The following is an 18,359-nucleotide window of genomic DNA, read 5'->3' on the forward strand; positions in this document are numbered from 1 at the left end:
GTAAGAATGAACCTGTCATAACCCCAGGAGCTTTAGAAAAGCCATGGAGGCGTAAAAGGAACCTCTTCATCCCCCTCCTTTCCACCTATCGTAGAGGTCGTGCTCCACTCCCACAACGTCAAGGATCTTCCCAACAACGAAGTTTACTATATCCTCCAAACTCTCAGGTCTGTGGTAAAAGCCGGGACTTGCGGGCAGAACTACCGCTCCCGCTTCGGTTACCCTGAGCATGTTCTCTAAGTGTATCTTCGAGTAGGGCATCTCCCTTACGAGCATAACGAGCCTGACCCTCTCCTTTAAGGCTACTTCCCCTATCCTGTGGATCAAATTACTGTTCACACCGCAAGCGATACTTCCCAAGGTGCTCGTGGAACAGGGAACTATTAAAACTGCTCTGTACCTTGTGAGAACGGATCCGCTCGCCAAAGGGGAGGTGAGATCCCTCTCCTCGTGAAAGCGCACCTGTGGAAATTCCGATCTTATATCCTTAACGCTCTTTCCGAGCTCCTCTCGGAGGACTATATTCCCGGCGCCAGATACCACAACGTCCACGTGGGCTCTCTCTGAAAGAACCTGGAGGGTTCTGTATCCGTAGATTGCGCCGCTCGCACCCGTCATGCAGAGGACGAACCTGTCCATCAGAGAAGGCTCCTGAGAATCCCACCGAAGGTTTCAAAGAAGAGTCTTACCTTTTCCTCCCTCTCAGGGATTATAACTACGAGGGTTCCATCCCTATCCTTCCCGACCCTTATCTCCTCACCGACGAGCTTGGGGTTTTTCCTGAAGTCATATAGGGCTATCACGCTCTCAAAGGCTCTTAGCTCCCCCACTACTTCGTAGGGTTCCCCTATCACTATCAAAAGACGGGCATCTCTGTTTATCTCTCCTCCGAGGTTTTTTACGTAATCAACCGCAAGTTCTCTCAACCTCTCGTCAGGAGATAGAACGTTCACCTTAACACCCCTAAGATCCCCACTCCAGTCCGACTTCCCTCCGCTCTTCTGGGTCAGTTTTACCTCCTCTATCACCATGCTGTCGTCCACTCCCTTGCACATGTCGTAAACGTTTAGGAGTGCGCTCATAACAGCTGTGAGAGCCTCCATCTCGTAACCCGTTCTCGCTATTCCACTCACCTTGGAAAATACCTCCACGCTGTCCTCGTTCACTTCCACCTTGACCTCAACGAAGTCTAAAGAGATGGGATGACAGAAGGGGAGTATCTCTCCCGTCCTCTTGGCACCAAATACTCCCGTCAGCTTTGTTGCTTCCACAAGATCTCCTTTCGGGAGCTTCCTCTCCTTTATGAGCTTCACCGTCTCAGGCCTTAGTCTTATCCTTCCATAGGCGCTCGCGCTCCTGTGGGTCTCGAACTTGTTGCTAACGTCTATCGTCCTCATGAGCTTTAATATAACCTATTATGAGAAGAGTTCTCCTCTCCCATGGCTCCGGAGGCGAGGAAACCCAGAGATTGATAAAAGGTCTCTTCCTAAAGCACTTCTCCAACCCGGTCTTGGAAAAGATGGAGGACTCAGCCGTCCTTGAAATCCCCTCCAAAGTAGCCTTCACCACCGACTCCTTCACCGTTTCCCCGCCCTTCTTCAGAGGAGGGAACATAGGTAAGCTCGCTGTCGCAGGAACGGTAAACGACCTATCGGTCATGGGAGCGAGACCCCTCTACCTCTCGGTTGGCTTCATAATTGAGGAGGGACTCAGCTTCGAGGAGCTCGAGGAGATAGTCATAAGTATGGCTCAGGAGTCTGAGAGAACAGGAGTAAAGGTGGTCACGGGAGACACCAAGGTTGTTCCAAAGGGACAGGTGGACAGGATATTCATAAACACCTCGGGAATTGGGGAGGTGATCTACGAGGGCTTATCCGCCCACAATTTGAGGGTGGGGGACGTGATAATCGTCTCGGGAACGGTCGGGGATCACGGAGCTTGCATACTCGCCGAGAGGGAGGGGCTGGAGTTCGACATCCCCATAGAGAGCGACTGCAGGAGCCTGTGGGATATGATTGAAAAGGTTTTAGTCTCAGGAGCGGAGATACACGCCATTAGAGATCCCACGAGGGGAGGTCTTGCCGCAGTTCTGAACGAGTGGGCTGAGCAGTCGGGAGTGGAGATAGAGGTGGAGGAGGAGAGCATTCCAATAAAGGAGGCGGTTCAGGGACTGTGCGAGCTTTTGGGCTTTGAACCCACCCACCTTGCCAACGAGGGGATGGTTGTTCTCTCGGTTGCAGAGAAGGATGCGGAAAAGGTATTAAAGACTCTAAAATCCCATCCCTACGGATCTGAAGCTCGGATAATAGGGAGAGTGGTGTCGAAAGACAGGTCGAGGGTAGTTTTAAAGACGCCTTACGGCGTGAGGAGAGTGATGGAGGCTCCCTCCGGAGAGCTCCTCCCGAGGATATGCTGAGTCATAACCTCTTCTTTACTGAAAGATCAACATAATCTCATGGCGAGTTTAAAGAGGAGGCTTCCCTGTAACGCGAAAGGAGAGTTCTTCGTGGATGAGAGCTGTATAGACTGTTCGGTATGCAGGGAGATAGCTCCCGAAACCTTCGGAAACGGCAAGGATACCGCCTGCGTAGTAAGACAGCCGAACGGAAGCGAAGAGGAAATCAGGGCTTTTCAGGCTCTTATATCCTGTCCCGTCTCGGCGATAGGAACGGTATCGAAGGAGGTTCCCGGGGAGATATTCAAAACCTTTCCCATACCGATAGAGGGAGAGGTGTATTTCACGGGCTTTGCCTCAAAGAAAACATACGGAGCTCTGAGCTACTTTATCAGGCACTCTGAAGGAAACTGGCTCATCGATTCACCCCGATTTAACAGGCACCTCGTGGAAAGGTTAAAGGAATTGGGAGGGATCAGATACATCTTCCTGACCCACGAGGACGACGTGGGGGACTGCGATGAGTTCGCGAAGGAGTTCGAAGCTGAGAGGATAATCCACTTAGAGGATTCAAAAGCAGCTCCCGACGCCGAGATAAAGGTGAAGGGTTACGATCCTATCCCTTTCGGTAAAGACTTTCTAATAATTCCCACTCCCGGACACACGAGGGGACATATGGTTCTCCTTTACAGAAACCGCTTTCTCTTCACGGGAGATCACGTAGCCTTCAGCAGGAAAAGAGATAAGCTCGTAGCCTTCAGGGATTACTGCTGGTACTCGTGGGACAAACTGAAGGACTCCCTCAGGAAGCTCCTAAGCTACGAGTTCCGGTGGATACTGCCCGGGCACGGCTACCGAGCAAAGGTGAGCAGGGAAGAGTTCGAGGAGTTTGTAAGATCCTTAGAGTAGGTCATCGGGGACAACTCTCCCGCTCAACTCACTAACCGCTCCTGTGGGAAGCCTCTCGATCGCTCTGAGAAGTAATCCTCTGTAAGCTCCTCTGTCTTCCGTCTTCCTCATCCTACTCTCTAACTTTGGAGAAAAGGTCCTGATAACCTCCCAAACCTCTCTGTGAAAATCCTCCGGCAAACTGTTCCTCAGCTTTGCAAGGGAGAAGATCTTCAAAAGGAAGAGAAGCCTTCTCCTCTCATTTCTTAACCTGATTTCGTCTTCAACAGGGAGGTGAGGGAACCTCTTCATGACCTCGAGGGCAAAAAGTCCCTTTCCGAGACCTCTGTAACTTCTTCCTTCCCTGTCCCGGTAGGTTTTGGTCCTCGAAACACCGCAGGAGGGGGATTTAGCCTTTAACAAGAAGCCGTCCACCTCTGGAAGGCTATCGAGGAAGTCATTGGAGAACTCTTTAACTTCCTCCGTAAGCTCAAGACCCGTTGAAGGCTGGGAAAGCCTTGTCTCATCGTTCCGGAGATAGACTATTATCTTTTCTCTCGGAACACCCAAGCCTATACCTACCTCCGGGCAAACCCTTATTGGCTCGACGTGTTTTAAGAGTTTCTTAGAAAACTCATCCTCTACAGGTTTTCCATCGTATCTGACGTTCTCACCCGCAAGACAGGAGCTTACGACGATCCTCGGTTTTGCCAGCACCTTTTTATGTATATGGATTGGAGGAATAAAGATCAATCCCTTCCTTTCCTTAGGGCATTGCAAGAGGTCGGATTGAAATCCCTAATTTTCAAGGAGGACAGAGCGAGAATTGTTCTCAATTAGACTCGGCGTCGGGATTTTGCAGAAATATCAATGAGTTTTTGATTTAGACTGTCCCCCAAGGGTTTGAGCTAATTTTTGCCTATTCCCTTGCCAAGGAGCCGTGAGGGCTATCTCGACCCTCCCTTACTTACACAAGAATTTAAGCAGATATACCGAAAATTCAAATATGATCTTTGTCAGTCTAAAAAATTTTGAAGAAGTATCAAAGATTTACAAACGCCCTGATGCTACTTCTAACTCCCTCTCCACTATATTCCCGAGAGCTTTTATGAAGGTCGGATGGGTCCGTAGTGTAGGTATCCTCACAAACTCTTCTATCCCAAGGCTTTTCGCCAGCTCTCTGTGCTGAACGTCAAGTTCATAAAGTGTTTCCGAATGCTCGCAGACAAAGGAAACAGGTATCACCGCCAGCCTCTTTACTCCTTTCCGGGCAAGTTCCTCTATGAGTTTGTCCGTCATTGGCTCGAGCCACCTTATCGGTCCCACCCTGCTCTGGTAGCCTAAGGCGTAATCTACTTCCGGAAAGTGTTTCATCACGAGCTTAACAGTTTCCTCCGTCTGTTCTTTGTAGGGATCTCCCTCTTCTATTACATACATGGGCAGGCTGTGTGCTGTAAAAAGGAAGAAGTAATCCTGCCAATTCGGGAGGTTCTCCTTTATGTTTTCCACCATAGCTCTAATATAGAGGGGATTGTCGTGATAGCTCTTTACTTTAACGACTGGAACTTTCGGAAAATCTCCCTTGGAGTAAGTCCTTTCAAACTCGTTAAAGGATGATCCTGTTGTGGTGGAGCTGAACTGGGGATACATCGGAAGAAGAACAATTCTCTCTATATCCTCCGTAAAGAGTTTTTTGAGCGCTTCGGAGGTGAAAGGGTGCCAGTATCTCATCGCGACTACAACTCTGAACCTATCTCCGAGAAGCTCCTGAAGATACTTCGCCTGTTCCTCCGTTTGCTCCCTCTGGGGAGACTTCCCCCCCATCAGCTCATAGTAATGCCTCGTCTTCTTCGCTCTGATCTTAGATATGATCCACGCTACCGGTTTCTGTATGGGTCTCGGAATCCTTATTATGTCGTGATCGGAAAAGAGGTTGTAAAGAAAGGGCTGAATAGCTTCGAGACTGTCGGGACCTCCCATGTTTAGAAGGATTACACCGATCTTTTTCATGATTGTGGTGCCGGAGGCGGGAGTCGAACCCGCACGCCCGTAAAGGGCACCGTCCCCTCAAGACGGCGCGTCTGCCAGTTCCGCCACTCCGGCTTTTGAAGTTTATATTATATACCACCATGAAAGAGCTGCCAAGATTGTACGCCATAACGAACAGAAGACTCTATGGAGATGACTTTCTCAAAACCCTCGAGAGAATACTCCGTAAGGGAGTCAAGATGGTTCAGCTGAGAGAGAAGGATCTTTCTGGGAGGAAGCTTTACGAGCTTGCCCTGAAGGTGAGGGAACTGACAAAGAAGTACGATGCTCTCCTTCTCATAAACGAAAGGTTCGACGTGGCGGTTGCTGTCGGAGCAGACGGAGTTCACCTTCCTGAAGAGAGCTTCCCTCCCAGCGTGGTTAAAAAGCTCTTCCCGGATCTCATAGTCGGTTTTTCCGCTCACTCGGAGGAAGGTGTGAAGTATGCGAAGGAGGAGGGTGCGGACTTCGTTACCCTCGGTCCGGTGTTTAAGACGAGCTCCCACCCTGAAGCCAAACCCTTGGGAACTATGAAGCTGGAGGAGATTACCCAGAGATACGATGTTCCTGTGTACGCCCTCGGAGGGATAACCTGGGACAGGATAAAGCTCTGCTACAAAAACGGCGCCTATGGAGTCGCTGGTATTACAATGTTTCTGAAAGATGAGTACGAGAGAGGCGATACTTGAGGAGGCTTTAAAGCTCTTTTCCGAGAAGGGGATAAAAGAGACGACCGTAAGGGACATAGCGAGAGCGGTCGGAATAACCGAAGGAGCCATATACCGCCACTTCGAGAGCAAGGAGCAGATAGTCTACGAACTCTTCGGGAGATACTCTGAAGAACTCTACGAAAGGATAGCTAAGGTTATAGAGGAGTATAAGGACAGGGAGGAAAGGTTTAAGGAGGTGGTTAAGACCTTCCTCGACTTCGCCTTTAAAAATCCCGATGCCTTCAGATACTTAAACATCTTCCACTACCTAAGAGGAAAAGAGGTGAAGAGGTTTAAAAAGATCCCCTTCGCCCTCCTTAAAAGGATCGTCCTTGAACTTGAGGATTCTGGGCTGCTTAAAGTAGAGCCGGAGTACGCCCTCGCCCTCCTTACAGGAACCTTGGAGAGGATTTTTCTATACAGGAGCATGGGTATAGTCAGGGGGAGGATCTCAGATATAAAGGAGAAGACCGCTGACCTTCTTTGGAACCTTCTCGTGAAGTGTGGATAGGCTCAGGAGGTAAGGAATGATCAATAGGGAGAAGATAAAGAAGGCTATAAGGCTCTTTCTGGAAGGTATAGGTGAAGATCCCAATAGAGAGGGCCTCAGGGAAACGCCCGAGAGGGTCGCCCGGATGTGGGAGGAGTTCGAGAGCATGAGGAGCTTCGATATGAAGCTCTTTGAAGAGTTCGGAAGCTACAACGAGATGGTTCTCGTGAAAGATATCAGGTTTTACAGCCTCTGTGAGCATCACCTTCTACCCTTCTTCGGAACTGTTCACATAGCCTACATACCCGACGGAGTAATCTGTGGACTTTCTAAGCTCGTAAGAACGGTAAGAGCCTTTGCCCTCCGCCCTCAAGTTCAGGAGAGGCTTACCGAAGAGATAGCGGACTTCTTGGAGAGGGAGCTGAAACCTAAGGGAGTGGCTGTTGTTATATCAGCAGAACATCTTTGCTACTCGGAAGATACTGAAATATTAACGGATCAAGGGTGGAAGTTGTTTAAAGACCTCGACGGTACAGAAAAAGTTGCTCAGGTGTATCCAGACACATTAGAGATAGAGTTTACAGAACCTGTTATGTACCATAGATATCCTTATAAAGGGTACATGATAAACTTTAGAAATAAATCTCTTGATTTGCTGGTATCTCCTGACCACAAAATGTTGTTTTCTACAGACTGGATATTCTACAAATCGAAAAGAAACAATGTATGGCTTACAGAAAGAGCGGATAAATTGTTAGATCGAACTATTATAGTACCGCAAGCTGGTATTATGAAGGGTTATAAAAAGGAATATTTTGAATTAGAAAATGAAAATAATGTAAGCTACTATGGAAACGTAGCCTTAAAAACTCGTGCTATGAAGATAAACGCCAATACGTTTCTAAAATTTCTCGGTATATACATTGCAGAAGGTTGTGTGTATGAAAATTCAAATTATAGAGTTCACAAGGTCAGAATAGTTCAGAAAGAAGGGTACAAAGCGGGAATAATAGAAAGCGTGTTAAAGGAGATGCCTTTCAAAGTGTTTAAGCACAAGAGGACAAACGGCGTTGTTGAATTTTTTATAAACTCAAAGACTCTGTGCAATTTCCTTTCGCCGTTGGGTAGATCAGAAGATAAAAAACTACCAAAGGAAATCTTTAGCCTTACACCAGATCAAAAACTTCTATTCCTGCAATACTATTCCTTAGGAGACGGTTACATAAAACCCAATGGTAAACTTCACCTTGTTAGCAAGTCTAAAAAGCTTATGGATGATATACAAGCTCTTTTGGTTACCATAGGTATAAGTACAACCGTTTATGAGGGCTATGCAAACGGCCAGGTTTATTATAGGTTAGAGACAAGAAACGATAAACGAGGCAGGTATAAGTTTTATTCTAAAGTGAGGGAGTCCTCTAAAGAACCTTACGAAGGTTACATTTACTCTGTAACCGTACCTTCAGGATTTATCTTAGTAAGGAGGAAGGGAAGAACCTCCATATCAGGAAACTGCATGTCTATGAGGGGAGCCATGTCTCCCGGGCACCAGACGGTAACTTCCGCCCTTAGGGGCGTCTTCCTAAAGGACATTAGAACGAGGGAGGAGTTCTTGAAGCTGATAAACTCCTAATCTTAAGGGGTTTTCTCGATAGCTACCTCCCCTCCCATTCCGATCCTGAGCAGGCTTTTATCTCCCCTTGTTATCTCTATCTTTACCGGTATCCTCTGAGCGACCTTCGTGAACTCTCCCGCTGTCACATCCCTCGGTATAAGAGCGAACTTGGCGGCGGTGGCTCTGTTTATCTCCTTCACCACGCCTTCGAACTTCTCGTCGGGATAGGCGTCTATCTCTATGTAGGCTCTGTTCCCCTCCTTTACACCTTCGAGCTTGGTCTCCTCCAGAAGCACAAGGATGTAAACGTCTCTCGGATCGTAAACTGCATAAACCGCCTGCCCTTGACGGACCACCTCACCTACGCTCACGTATCTCTTCACCACGTAGCCCTCTATAGGACTCCTCAAGACCGTCTCGGACAGGAGATTCTCGAGATCCTCCTTCTGCTTCTCGAGAGCCTCGATTCTCTTCTTTAAAGCTTCTATCTTTAGATCGATCTCTCTGAGCCCTTCCAACTTTATCTTCACTATCCCGAGTTCGTGCCTTGCCGCTCTTAGAGATGCGAACAGAGCCTCCCTCTTTTTTTCTAAAACGGAGAGCTTAGTATCTACTTCTTCAAACTTCCTCGATGGAACTACTCCCTTCTTGTAAAGCTCCTCGAATCTTCTTTTATCCCTCCTGAGCTGATCTATCTGGACCTCTAAGGACTCGATCCCCTTGCCGATCTCCTCCAGTTTTGCCTCCACCGCCTCTTTCCTTTCCTTCAGTTCTTTGCCGAGGGTTTCCCTCTTTACCTTAAGAGACTCCTTTTCCTTATCCAATCTCTCTATCTGTTTTTTTACTTCCTCGAGCTTTACCCTTATATCCTTGTCCTCTATCTTCGCAAGAGCTTCCCCTTTACCCACTTTATCACCCTCCTCCTTGTAGAGCTCCGCTATTCTTCCTCCCACTCTCCTGTAAGCTACATTGGTAAAGGTATCGCTCTCGACAAATACCGCGTTGGTTATGGAGTGGGTGAGCCTGTAGTGTATCCACCTCCACCCAAGCACTCCGAGGACGGCGAGTATTATTATCAGCAGAAACAGCCCGATGAGGCGTTTACTCATATCCCAGAACCTCCCTGAGCTTGTAGAGTTTCAAGAGTAGCTCGTACCTGTTTATCGATAGGGTCTCCCTTGCTGTGGTCAGGTAACTCTGGGCGTCGAGAACTTCCGTGTTCGTTCCGAGCCCCGCCTTATACTTTTCTTCCGCTATCCTAAGATGTTCCTTAGCATCTTCTAACTGTTTTTGGGCGAACTCCACCTTTGCCCTCGCTGCCTTTATCTCTTCGAGGACAGACCTGAGCTCTACCTTCAACCTTTCCTCCAAGTCCCTATAGTTCTCGAGAGCCTGCCTGTAAGAGAGCTTGCTCAACTCTAGGGCTCTAAACCTCTTAAAACCGCTGAAAAGGTTCCATCTGAAGGCGAAGGAGACGAAGTATCTGTCCTTGGGGAAGATGTCGGACTCCTCGGTCCTTTGATAGATTAGTTCAAGAACCGCCCTCGGATAGAAGCTCGTTTTGCTGAGCTCCACCGAGCCCTTCGATATATCAACGAGCCCCCTAACGTACCTGAGCGCCGGTCTTCTTTCCTTCATGAGTTCGAAAAGTCTATTGAAGTCCCTCTCAGGCAACTCGCCGATGGGCTCCTCTCTTATTTCTTCAAGATCTTCAACCTCCTCGCCAATCAGGTAAGAGAGGTAAGACAGGGCTTTTCTGTAGTTAGCCTCGGCAGTAGCGAGCTTTTCCTTCACCTCGTACAGCTTTACCTTTGTCTCCAGAACGTCCTTGAAGGCTACGAGCCCCTCTTCATGAAGAAGCTTTACGTCCCTGAGGTGGGATTTAACCATCTCAAGGTGCTTTTCGTAAATCCTTACGGTGGAACGAGCCCTTAGAGCGTTTATGTATGCTTCCCTCACCGAGTAGAGGAGTTTATTTCTTTCCTCTTCCGTTTTGTGGCTCTGGACGCTCTCGGCAAGTTTAGCAAGCTCGTACTCCTTAAAGCTCGTGTAGTTAAATAGGTCCTGGACTACCTGAAGAGTAAACCTTGGATAACTCCCCTTCTGAAAAACTATATCCTGAGGTGGGGCAGGTGGTATCTGAAAGGTAAAACTCTGCTTCTTTGCGAGGTTGAAGGACGCCTCTATATTTACAGTAGGTAAGAGCTTCCCCAGCTTTTCCAGCCTCTCTTGTGTTTTCTTTTTTTCCTCTATCTTTTCAGTCTTCAGCTTTGGAAAGTTCTCCATTGCCTTCTTCTCCGCCTCCTTCAGGCTTATCCCGAAGACTATCACAGGGAGTATCAGGATGAAAGTCCAAGCTCCCGCAACGACTCTTTCCATAGTTCCTTTACCTCGCTCTGGTTCAGTATTGCAGTCTCTATTAGATGCCTGGCAGTTCCTAAGAGTATGTGAGCCTTAACCTGCGGGTTTTTATCCTTCATAAGGGAGAGAGCTTCCGTGAGCTTTTCCAGAAAAAGAGTCTTCCCCTCTCTGTAAAACGCCTGAAAGTTCTCACTACCACATATAGCTTCGAAGAAGAATATCTTGGCGAGCTCCTTTTCCTCTACCATAAGATCGAATGTCCTCATGAAAATGAGATCCTTTCCCTCTTCCACTCTGCCTTGAGAGAGTAGTTCTATACCCTCTTCCATCAGGGATAGCATTTCTCCCCTCACTGAACTGAGAAGCTCTAACAGGAAGTCCTCCTTCGTTTTGAAGTAGAGGTAGAAGGTACCGTGGGCGAGACCTGCCTCCTGGGTTATGTCCGAGATCCGCGACCTGTGGAAGCCCTTCTTGAATATTACTCTCTTTCCCGCTTTGACAAGTTTTTCCTTCGTTTCTTCCCTTTGTGACTGACTCATCAGTTAGAAAGTATACTACAGAACTTACAGCCTGAATAAACGTTTTAGTAGGAAGGGAATGGTCAACCACAGAGCCAACACACTTCCGGGAGTGGACGAGCAACCACCAGTAAGTACACCTTGGGGGTTGTGTTCCACAGCCCCCCTATCCACGGCCAGGACCTCATCTCTGTTTCCATCCAGAACCCGTGGGTTTTTGTATAGGTCCTTGCTACCGAGGTAGGCTCCCAAGGGTATATCTTCTGTTCCGGAATCTACCGCTGGAGATGTATTCTTCAGACTAAAAACTCCTCCGGCGGCATCCACAAACTGAGGATCCACGAAGAGGTTTGAACCGTAGTTGAACCTTGAAGGGTCGGTATCCTTCAAATAAACTCCCTTTGAGGCAACGGTGTCATCGGGAGTTCCGTCCGCATCCGGATCAAAGAAAAACTCCTGCCCAAATATGTTGTTGAATACCTTTACACTACCGGTATTAACGAGTATAAAAAGGCTTTTACCCGCTACCGCAATTGAGCCAGTACTCCAGATTATGTTGTTGTAAACGTTTATCTCCGACGTGGGACTTTTCTGGTCTGCATAAATACCCACCATTTCACTACCGTATATAGTGTTGTTTATCACGTGAGCTTTGCTAAACACATTCATATAGATCACACCGTAGGGTATATCTGTATGTTCGTTGTTAGCAAAGAGATTGCCCGTGACAGAACAGTTTCCACCGCTAACTGTTAGATGAGCTGTGGTGTCTCCTATATTGTTCACAAAGATATTTCTCTCCACAAGGGCAAAGTCTATCTGCCCATAGGAGTAACAGGGCATATATAAAGCGCTACCTTCGCTGGACCCATTACCTTCAAAGCGATTCCCCAATATAAAAGCCTTACTGACGGTGCTGTATAGATATACAGCCCCTCCCTGGACTGCCGTGTTGTTGACGAATACAGAGTTTCTAACCGTAAATCCCTGTGATAGCTCCCCGACCGCGTACAGTGCCCCTCCCTGCTGGGCGTTTCCATTTTTGAATATCAAACCGTCTATGGTCACTTTTGTTTCCAGGTAAGTTATGTTCATTATCCTCACACTTCCCCCACCATCAAGAACGGGCATGTCATTTGGGTCAAGGGCTTTTATTGTCAAGCTCTTTTCATCCCTTATATCAACTTGAAGGGTGGTTGTAAGCGTATAAACTCCAGGAGATACGTAAATGGTGTCTGACTCTCCGTTGTCACCCACTTTGTTCAAAGCAGACTGGAAGGAGCACGGAAAGACCTGCGTGCAGGTGTCTCCCTGATTAACTGGAGACACGTAAAGCTCCTTACCGAAGAGCATGCTAAAGAGGAAGATCTTTATCCCAAATAGAACCAAAATAGATTTCATGCCTTGCCTCCTTTGGGTTTGATGGATCTTTGGAGAGAGTGAATCTGATCCCCAAGAATCCAAAACCCTATCTTACTGTAAACTGTTGCAATTAACATACCAAAACGTACAGTTGTTATTAATGGTAATTATTAAGCTTAACATTGAGGTCCCTCTTAAAGGAGAAGCGTAAAATCACAAAGTGTAAATTTTGTTTACATTAAAACCACTCTATAGATTCTAAATATTAATGATTGGGGCTATAGAGGTGCTGTAAAAGAGTTTTACACAACGTTGAAGAAATTTACATTACTTCTCAGTTCTTATATCTCTCCCGCATCTCAACTACTTCACCGAGGTTTTCGAAGAAGAGATCTATAAGTTCAGGATCGAAGGCTTTCCCCACTTCTCCCGTAAAGTATCCTGTCCCGTCCCACTCCTCGTGGTGTCTAATATCTTTACCGTGCTGAGCGATCTATCTTACTATCCCCTTATCCGCAGGAACCATTATCTCAACAACACCGTGATCTACCTTAGTCCAATTCCTGTTTGTATTCTCAAGCTCAGACACAGAGAATTCTGAGCTCCCCTTATAATTAAATACCATGCAGAAAGTGAGAGTGGGCTGGAGCATAACCCATCAGGAGTTTACCATAACCGATTACTACTACTTTTCCATACTTCAGAGGGAAGCTCGGAAGGTTGGTATTGAGATAGACGAAGTGGACGACTGGAAGAAACTGGGGGAATACGACACCATAGTCTTCAACTATCCAGAGATCCCCTTCAATGAGGAGGAGTGTAAGGACGTAGAGAGGTGGGTTTGGGAAGAGGGAAAGAAGGTTATACTTTTAGGCTACTACAAGAACGAGGACCACATAGCTGATACCTGTAACACCTTGGCGAGAAGGTTCGGGATGGAACTGAACCCCGACGAGGTGACTGACGAGGTACACAACCATAACGGAGACAAATATTTTGTGGTTACCTCGAAGATCAGGAGGTATAACAAGAGTGAGAAGAACGAGGTAAACGTGGAGAAGATAGTCCTGCCCTGCACCGCTTCTATAAGACCGGTAATGCCCGACATAAAGATAGTGGCGAGGGCTGAGGATACCGCCCGTTCTGATCACAACAACTATACCCTCCTTATCGCGGAACAGATAGCTCCTCCGAGCGGGGGTTACTTCTGTCTTGCGGGAACCTGTGTTTTCTGGGATAACTACTCCATAAACCTGTACGATAACCTGAACTTCTCCCTCAATATGCTGAAGCACAAGCCCCCTCTAAAGGAGATACCCGGAGGAGGAAAGCCCGTAAGGTTCGGGCTCTAATATATAAGGAAGTACATGCCCACGTTGAAGTGGTGAATGATGTTCCCATCGTAATCTCCCGTCATAAAGATCTTACCCTTATACTCTCCCAGTATTCCAAAAGTGGAAAAGAGGTCGTACTTTAATCCTACGAGGAATTGAAGCCCGAGGTTAGTATCTTTGTTGGTTACTCCCCCGGATCTTTCCTTGAGCCTGTTTATGGAACCGCCAAAGCCTGTGACGGCTCTCAGCCTGTCACCGAAGACAAACTCTACGGAAGGATTCAGCTCGACAGCGCTGTATATCACGGTTCTTCCACTCTCCATCTTACTTCCGGTAGAGAGCTCTATCGAAGCGCCCGCCGTAAAGCCTGCCGTAGTCCTTGCCCCAAGGTATCCGTAAACTGAAAGAAAGTCCTCGAGCGTTTTGTCCGGTTTGGAGCCGTCCACACTGTCGTACTTTACCTTTACGAGCCCTGTCTTTACGCCAAACTCCCTAACAACGTCCCCCTCAAAGTACTGGGCGAAGCTGACCGAACCGAGGAGGGCTAAACCGAGGGCTAACCTCTTCATGTCCTTTCCTCCTTATGATGTTCTCTTATCAAGAGAAGTTTATCACCCTTCCTGAGCTGATAAGAAGTTCTGGGAAAGAAGGATATCCTTCCATCCCTTACAACACCGACTATCCTGTAACCCTTGTGCTCAAGTTTCTTCTCTGCCTCTTCCACACTCATATCCTCTTCCCATTCGAAAGCTTCTATGTCTGTACGTTCGACTATATGATTCAAGAACTCTCCGTAGAACTTCTCCCGCGCGAACTTCGATATGATGACTCCGAGCATTTCCCCTCCGATGATTATGTAATCCGCGATCTTCCTCCTCTTTATCAGCTTGGCGTTTTCTCTAAGGAGAATCTCAAGAACGAGGACGGCTTCCCTGTTTATATCTCTTACCTGCATTCCAGTCAAGATCGTTCTCGCGTCTATGGAATCCTCGGAGAAGCCGGGAAGCTTTTCTCCCAAGACTATGACCATGTAAGCCTTATCCACACCGGCGTCGAGGAGGATATCCTCCCTTCCGAAGTCTCCCTTCTTGTAGTGGAAGTTTTCTGGCTTTGGTATGTCCTGGGTCGTGATCAGAAGTATGTCTCTGTTCAAGGGCTTTAGGTTCTCGATTATCACCTGGGCGGTCTCGTTCCATCCGCAGATGACGATGTGATCCTTCATGTCCTTAAAGCTTATCATACCCATCCTGACCATCTGAACGTAGTTGAAGAAGCCGGCGCTCACCACCGCTATGGACATTGAGAATAGAAAGAGCCCACCCGCCCCGAGGAGCATCGATAGTACCTTCCCCTCCCATGTGAACGGCGTTATGTCTCCGTAGCCCACAGTGGTCATTGTTATGACAACGAGGTAAAGGGCGTCGAAGAAGTCCTTAACGTGGGGGTTCCCCGAGCCCTTCTCGAGGGAGTACATAATGACTACGGAAGAGATAAAAAAGAGTGTAAAAAGGGAGAACATAAAGTAGAACTCGAAGGATATGGTCCTAAAGATGAATAGAAGACCCCTCACGAAGTATCTGTACCTGTAAGCTATCCTGAGAAGCCTCGCCCCTATGACAACGAACCTGAGCAACCTGAAGGGCTGGAAGTAGGGAATGACCGCTATTAGATCTAATATAGAGAGGGGATTCAGCACGTACTCTACCTTGCGGGGTGCGAGTATAAGCCTTCCGGTGTACTCGAAGAGGATAACTCCCGAAACGAAGAGTTCGAACTTTCTTACAAAGGGGTGGATTTCAGAGTGGAAACCCTTCAGCTCGTCGTATATTCCGAAGATTATCGAGAGCATCAGAACGCTGAAGGAGAAGCTCTGGTAAAAGATGAAGTACTTAGATCTGTCGTTCTCAAGTATCTCGTATAGGAAAGTCCTTACCATCCCCCTCCAAAAGTATAATAGAACCATGAGGGCAGTAATCTCAGTTTACAGAAAGGAAGGTGTCGATAAGCTCGCCAAGGCTCTCGTCGATCTCGGTTATGAAATACTCTCAACAGGTGGAACCGCAAAGTTTCTGAGAGAACATGGTATAGAGGTCGAGGAGATAGCCAAGGTAACGGGGTTCCCCGAGATACTGAACGGTAGGGTGAAGACTCTCCATCCCGTAATCCACGGAGGGATACTCTACAGGGACTGGGTAGAGAAGGACAGGGAGGAGATCGATGAGCTCGGTATCCTCCCCATAGACGTCGTTGTGGTAAACCTTTATCCCTTCGAGGAGATGATGAGGGAGAACCTTGAGGAAGAGGAGCTTATGGAGTTCATCGACATAGGCGGACCCTCCCTCATAAGGGCGGCGGCAAAGAACTTCTTCAGAGTGATCGTCCTTGTCGATCCTGAAGACTACGACTGGGTTGTAGAGAAGCTCAAGAAGGGAGATCTCATAAAGGAGGACAGGGCTTACCTCGCATGGAAAGCCTTCTCTCACACCGCTTACTACGACAGCGTCATATCGAACGCCCTCAAGTCTATCTTCAACATAGAGGAGGAGGGCAAGGAGAGGACGATACCGATGAGGCTCTCTTCAGAACTCCGCTACGGGGAAAATCCCCACCAGAGAGGGTTTCTATACCTCAACCCCTTAGAGGAGGTCGGGATAGCCCGCTCCCAGGTTCTTCAGGGTAAGGAGATGTCCTTCAACAACTACCTCGATGCGGACTCGGCGGTGAGGATAGTTCTGGAATTTCCCAACGATCCTGCCTGTGTCATAGTCAAGCACAATAACCCCTGCGGGGTTTCCCTGGGAAGGGATCTGAAGGAAGCCTTCTTAAGAGCCAAGGAGACAGATCCCGAATCAGCCTTTGGAGGAATAGTGGCTTTCAACGATACCGTCGATCCAGAGCTCGCCGAAGAACTGACCTCCATGTTCTTGGAGGTGGTGATAGCTCCCGACTACGAGGAGAGGTCTCTCGAAGTTCTCTCTAAGAAGAAGAACCTCAGAGTAATAAGATTCCACGGGCTTGGATACACTTTCGACATAAAGAAGGTGAGCGGTGGTTTTCTTATACAGGACGAGGACACAGAGCTTTATCGGGAGTGGGAGGTGGTGAGCGAGAGGGAGCCAACGGAGGAGGAAAGGAAAGATCTCCTCTTTGCCTGGAAGGTGTGCAAGTATGTGAAGTCCAACGCGGTGGTGATAGCCAGGGAGGGGAAAACCTTGGGGATAGGTTCGGGTCAGGTCTCGAGGGTTGATAGTCTCAGGTGTGCGATAGAGAAGGCTCAGAGGCACGGTTTCGATCTCAGGGGAGCCGTCCTCGCCTCGGAAGCCTTCTTTCCCTTCAGGGACTCGATAGACCTTGCAGCGGAGGCGGGTATAACGGCGGTGATCCATCCCGGAGGATCTATAAGGGATAAGGAGGTCATAGAGGCGGCAAACGAGCACGGGATCGCTATGGTTTTAACAAAGACGAGACACTTCAGACACTGATGTTTGAGTACGCGGTATGGCTCAGGGAGACAGACTCGACTCAGAAGAGATTGAGGGAAGGAAACTACCCCTGCGGTATGGTTTTTATAGCAGACAGACAGAAAGAGGGAAAAGGGAGGAAAGGAAGGAGGTGGGAGTCCCAGGAGGGAGGCTTATACTTTAGTTTCGTCCTCTGCGAGGAGGATTTTAGGGATTACCTCTCCCTCCCTCTAGTTATAGGTCTTGCAGTGGTTAGGTTCTTAGAGGACGTAGGCATAAGGACTGCAATAAAGTGGCCCAACGACGTGTATCTGAGGGGGAAAAAGGCCGCCGGCGTATTAGCGGAAAAGATAGGTAGGAAGATAGTCGTGGGAATAGGTCTTAACGTCAATCAGAAGGATTTCCCTCAAGAGCTTAAGGATTCGGCGACCTCCCTTTATTTAGAGACGGGAAAGATCTTCGACAGGCGGGAGATCCTCTCCGGCCTCCTGAGCAGTATAGCCGAAGCCCTTGATGCATATAAAAGGGAAGGCTTCAAGGCGTTCAAAAAGGAAATAGAGGAAAGATTGATCTTCAAAGGGGAAGAGGTAATCGTTCTCTCAGAAGAGCCAGTTGTAGGGATAATGCTCGGCATAGATGATAAAGGTTATCTCCTTCTCCAGACCGCGGAGGGTGTGAAGAGTATTGCTGCGGGAGATGTGAGCCTGAGACTCCACAGGTAATTATGATGTAAACACTTGTTTTCCTCCGAATCTTCGCTATCTTTTCCTTCTATGATGCAAGGAGGTAAGCAAATGCTTGTTGATCCGAAGGAGATCCAGAAGGTTCAGAACATGTTCATGAACGCTGTCCACGAGGACGAGATAGAGATACTGAACGAGCTCTACGAGGCCCTCTTGGAGAACGACATCGAGAAGGCGGATAAGTTGATGGACGAATTTGTCGCGGACGTGGAGGATCACTTCTCCACCGAGGAGGTGCTGATGAAGGAGTCGGATTTCTTTGGCTACCCTATGCACAAGGCGGATCACGACAGGATGAGGAAGGAGCTCGAGGAAGTTTACCGCCGGTGGAAGGAGGATAAGGATCCTAAGAAGGTCAAGGACTTTCTCGAGAACAAGTTCGTCCCATGGCTCAAGCTCCACATAGCCCAGTGGGATGCCACAACGGCTCTGCATCTGGGGGACTGAGTGTAAA

The 18,359-nt window shown here is 48.1% G+C and carries 18 protein-coding genes, 1 tRNA gene and 3 pseudogenes; 11 read left to right on the top strand and 11 right to left on the bottom strand.

Annotated elements, in window-relative coordinates; translation table 11 throughout:
• Positions 1–66 precede the first annotated feature (66 nt).
• Both ACZ483_RS09060 and moaC read right to left on the bottom strand, forming a co-directional pair.
• Entirely contained in the window at positions 67–639 is a 573-nt protein-coding gene (locus ACZ483_RS09060) for a UbiX family flavin prenyltransferase (protein WP_464323854.1), read from the bottom strand.
• Positions 639–1,397 (bottom strand): cyclic pyranopterin monophosphate synthase MoaC, encoded by a 759-nt coding sequence (gene moaC / locus ACZ483_RS09065; protein ID WP_464323855.1) that lies wholly within the window; start codon positions 1,395–1,397, stop codon positions 639–641. The genes ACZ483_RS09060 and moaC overlap by 1 nt, the downstream gene beginning before the upstream one ends.
• 20 nt (positions 1,398–1,417) lie before the next feature.
• Here moaC and hypE point away from each other — a divergent pair, with 20 nt between their 5' ends.
• On the top strand, positions 1,418–2,416 hold the full coding sequence (gene hypE / locus ACZ483_RS09070; RefSeq protein WP_464323856.1) for a hydrogenase expression/formation protein HypE: 999 nt from the start codon (positions 1,418–1,420) through the stop codon (positions 2,414–2,416).
• A 39-nt stretch (positions 2,417–2,455) separates the two neighbouring features.
• Complete coding sequence (locus tag ACZ483_RS09075; RefSeq protein ID WP_464323857.1) at positions 2,456–3,304, top strand: MBL fold metallo-hydrolase; 849 nt, start codon at positions 2,456–2,458, stop codon at positions 3,302–3,304.
• Here ACZ483_RS09075 and ACZ483_RS09080 read toward each other — a convergent pair.
• The 3 genes from ACZ483_RS09080 to ACZ483_RS09090 all read right to left on the bottom strand — a co-directional run bounded on the left by ACZ483_RS09080 (position 3,296) and on the right by ACZ483_RS09090 (position 5,386).
• Positions 3,296–4,000, bottom strand: coding sequence for a 2-thiouracil desulfurase family protein (locus ACZ483_RS09080; protein WP_464323858.1), 705 nt, complete (start codon positions 3,998–4,000; stop codon positions 3,296–3,298). The genes ACZ483_RS09075 and ACZ483_RS09080 overlap by 9 nt on opposite strands.
• Before the next feature lie 333 nt (positions 4,001–4,333).
• Positions 4,334–5,293 (bottom strand): ferrochelatase, encoded by a 960-nt coding sequence (gene hemH / locus ACZ483_RS09085; protein ID WP_464323859.1) that lies wholly within the window; start codon positions 5,291–5,293, stop codon positions 4,334–4,336.
• Positions 5,294–5,298: 5 nt separating this feature from the next.
• Positions 5,299–5,386 (bottom strand) — tRNA-Leu (locus ACZ483_RS09090).
• 26 nt (positions 5,387–5,412) lie between these two features.
• Here ACZ483_RS09090 and thiE point away from each other — a divergent pair.
• The 5 genes and pseudogenes from thiE to ACZ483_RS09115 form a co-directional block, all read left to right on the top strand.
• A complete protein-coding gene (gene thiE, locus ACZ483_RS09095; RefSeq protein ID WP_464323860.1) occupies positions 5,413–6,000 on the top strand; it encodes a thiamine phosphate synthase in 588 nt (195 codons plus the stop codon).
• The gene (locus tag ACZ483_RS09100) at positions 5,975–6,532 is read left to right on the top strand and encodes a TetR/AcrR family transcriptional regulator (protein ID WP_464323861.1); all 558 of its coding nucleotides are present in this window, start codon (positions 5,975–5,977) and stop codon (positions 6,530–6,532) included. The genes thiE and ACZ483_RS09100 overlap by 26 nt, the downstream gene beginning before the upstream one ends.
• A gap of 16 nt (positions 6,533–6,548) precedes the next feature.
• Positions 6,549–6,986, top strand: a pseudogene (gene folE / locus ACZ483_RS09105) (GTP cyclohydrolase I); the annotation flags it as partial.
• Between the two features lie 555 nt (positions 6,987–7,541).
• Positions 7,542–7,904 (top strand): annotated as a pseudogene (locus ACZ483_RS09110) (LAGLIDADG family homing endonuclease); the annotation flags it as partial.
• A 120-nt stretch (positions 7,905–8,024) separates the two neighbouring features.
• Positions 8,025–8,144 (top strand): annotated as a pseudogene (locus tag ACZ483_RS09115) (GTP cyclohydrolase I); the annotation flags it as partial.
• A gap of 2 nt (positions 8,145–8,146) precedes the next feature.
• Here ACZ483_RS09115 and ACZ483_RS09120 read toward each other — a convergent pair.
• From ACZ483_RS09120 to ACZ483_RS09135, 4 genes are read right to left on the bottom strand one after another with little or no spacing between them, the layout of a single operon-like run.
• Complete coding sequence (locus ACZ483_RS09120) at positions 8,147–9,235, bottom strand: HlyD family secretion protein (RefSeq protein WP_464323862.1); 1,089 nt, start codon at positions 9,233–9,235, stop codon at positions 8,147–8,149.
• Positions 9,228–10,505, bottom strand: a complete 1,278-nt coding sequence (locus ACZ483_RS09125) for a TolC family protein (RefSeq protein WP_464323863.1) — start codon at positions 10,503–10,505, stop codon at positions 9,228–9,230. Before ACZ483_RS09125 ends, ACZ483_RS09120 begins: the two co-directional genes overlap by 8 nt.
• Entirely contained in the window at positions 10,466–11,026 is a 561-nt protein-coding gene (locus ACZ483_RS09130; protein WP_464323864.1) for a TetR/AcrR family transcriptional regulator, read from the bottom strand. Before ACZ483_RS09130 ends, ACZ483_RS09125 begins: the two co-directional genes overlap by 40 nt.
• 24 nt (positions 11,027–11,050) lie before the next feature.
• Positions 11,051–12,406 carry a hypothetical protein gene (locus ACZ483_RS09135; RefSeq protein ID WP_464323865.1) on the bottom strand — a complete coding sequence of 452 codons (1,356 nt, stop codon included), beginning with the start codon at positions 12,404–12,406 and terminating at the stop codon, positions 11,051–11,053.
• A 584-nt stretch (positions 12,407–12,990) separates the two neighbouring features.
• Here ACZ483_RS09135 and ACZ483_RS09140 point away from each other — a divergent pair.
• The gene (locus ACZ483_RS09140) at positions 12,991–13,719 is read left to right on the top strand and encodes a hypothetical protein (RefSeq protein ID WP_464323866.1); all 729 of its coding nucleotides are present in this window, start codon (positions 12,991–12,993) and stop codon (positions 13,717–13,719) included.
• On the opposite strand, the gene ACZ483_RS09145 is transcribed toward ACZ483_RS09140, so the two are convergent.
• Entirely contained in the window at positions 13,716–14,270 is a 555-nt protein-coding gene (locus tag ACZ483_RS09145) for a hypothetical protein (protein ID WP_464323867.1), read from the bottom strand. The two genes, ACZ483_RS09140 and ACZ483_RS09145, sit on opposite strands and share 4 nt — an antisense overlap.
• The gene (locus tag ACZ483_RS09150; RefSeq protein WP_464323868.1) at positions 14,267–15,637 is read right to left on the bottom strand and encodes an ion transporter; all 1,371 of its coding nucleotides are present in this window, start codon (positions 15,635–15,637) and stop codon (positions 14,267–14,269) included. Before ACZ483_RS09150 ends, ACZ483_RS09145 begins: the two co-directional genes overlap by 4 nt.
• A 25-nt stretch (positions 15,638–15,662) precedes the next feature.
• Here ACZ483_RS09150 and purH point away from each other — a divergent pair, with 25 nt between their 5' ends.
• The 3 genes from purH (at position 15,663) to ACZ483_RS09165 (ending at position 18,352) form a co-directional block, all read left to right on the top strand.
• Positions 15,663–17,183 carry a bifunctional phosphoribosylaminoimidazolecarboxamide formyltransferase/IMP cyclohydrolase gene (gene purH / locus ACZ483_RS09155; protein WP_464323869.1) on the top strand — a complete coding sequence of 507 codons (1,521 nt, stop codon included), beginning with the start codon at positions 15,663–15,665 and terminating at the stop codon, positions 17,181–17,183.
• Positions 17,183–17,884, top strand: coding sequence for a biotin--[acetyl-CoA-carboxylase] ligase (locus ACZ483_RS09160; protein WP_464323870.1), 702 nt, complete (start codon positions 17,183–17,185; stop codon positions 17,882–17,884). Before purH ends, ACZ483_RS09160 begins: the two co-directional genes overlap by 1 nt.
• Positions 17,885–17,956: 72 nt before the next feature.
• Positions 17,957–18,352 carry a bacteriohemerythrin gene (locus tag ACZ483_RS09165; protein ID WP_464323871.1) on the top strand — a complete coding sequence of 132 codons (396 nt, stop codon included), beginning with the start codon at positions 17,957–17,959 and terminating at the stop codon, positions 18,350–18,352.
• Positions 18,353–18,359 lie beyond the last annotated feature (7 nt).

The sequence above is a fragment of the Hydrogenivirga okinawensis genome, assembly GCF_055385515.1.

Bases quoted from the DNA above. Each gene is read 5' to 3' on its own strand.
- ACZ483_RS09060 (WP_464323854.1), bottom strand. From the start codon at position 639: ATGGACAGGTTCGTCCTCTGCATGACGGGTGCGAGCGGCGCAATCTAC.
- moaC (WP_464323855.1), bottom strand. From the start codon at position 1,397: ATGAGGACGATAGACGTTAGCAACAAGTTCGAGACCCACAGGAGCGCG.
- hypE (WP_464323856.1), top strand. From the start codon at position 1,418: ATGAGAAGAGTTCTCCTCTCCCATGGCTCCGGAGGCGAGGAAACCCAG.
- ACZ483_RS09075 (WP_464323857.1), top strand. From the start codon at position 2,456: ATGGCGAGTTTAAAGAGGAGGCTTCCCTGTAACGCGAAAGGAGAGTTC.
- hemH (WP_464323859.1), bottom strand. From the start codon at position 5,293: ATGAAAAAGATCGGTGTAATCCTTCTAAACATGGGAGGTCCCGACAGT.
- thiE (WP_464323860.1), top strand. From the start codon at position 5,413: ATGAAAGAGCTGCCAAGATTGTACGCCATAACGAACAGAAGACTCTAT.
- ACZ483_RS09100 (WP_464323861.1), top strand. From the start codon at position 5,975: ATGAGTACGAGAGAGGCGATACTTGAGGAGGCTTTAAAGCTCTTTTCC.
- ACZ483_RS09120 (WP_464323862.1), bottom strand. From the start codon at position 9,235: ATGAGTAAACGCCTCATCGGGCTGTTTCTGCTGATAATAATACTCGCC.
- ACZ483_RS09125 (WP_464323863.1), bottom strand. From the start codon at position 10,505: ATGGAAAGAGTCGTTGCGGGAGCTTGGACTTTCATCCTGATACTCCCT.
- ACZ483_RS09130 (WP_464323864.1), bottom strand. From the start codon at position 11,026: ATGAGTCAGTCACAAAGGGAAGAAACGAAGGAAAAACTTGTCAAAGCG.
- ACZ483_RS09135 (WP_464323865.1), bottom strand. From the start codon at position 12,406: ATGAAATCTATTTTGGTTCTATTTGGGATAAAGATCTTCCTCTTTAGC.
- ACZ483_RS09140 (WP_464323866.1), top strand. From the start codon at position 12,991: ATGCAGAAAGTGAGAGTGGGCTGGAGCATAACCCATCAGGAGTTTACC.
- ACZ483_RS09145 (WP_464323867.1), bottom strand. From the start codon at position 14,270: ATGAAGAGGTTAGCCCTCGGTTTAGCCCTCCTCGGTTCGGTCAGCTTC.
- ACZ483_RS09150 (WP_464323868.1), bottom strand. From the start codon at position 15,637: ATGGTAAGGACTTTCCTATACGAGATACTTGAGAACGACAGATCTAAG.
- purH (WP_464323869.1), top strand. From the start codon at position 15,663: ATGAGGGCAGTAATCTCAGTTTACAGAAAGGAAGGTGTCGATAAGCTC.
- ACZ483_RS09160 (WP_464323870.1), top strand. From the start codon at position 17,183: ATGTTTGAGTACGCGGTATGGCTCAGGGAGACAGACTCGACTCAGAAG.
- ACZ483_RS09165 (WP_464323871.1), top strand. From the start codon at position 17,957: ATGCTTGTTGATCCGAAGGAGATCCAGAAGGTTCAGAACATGTTCATG.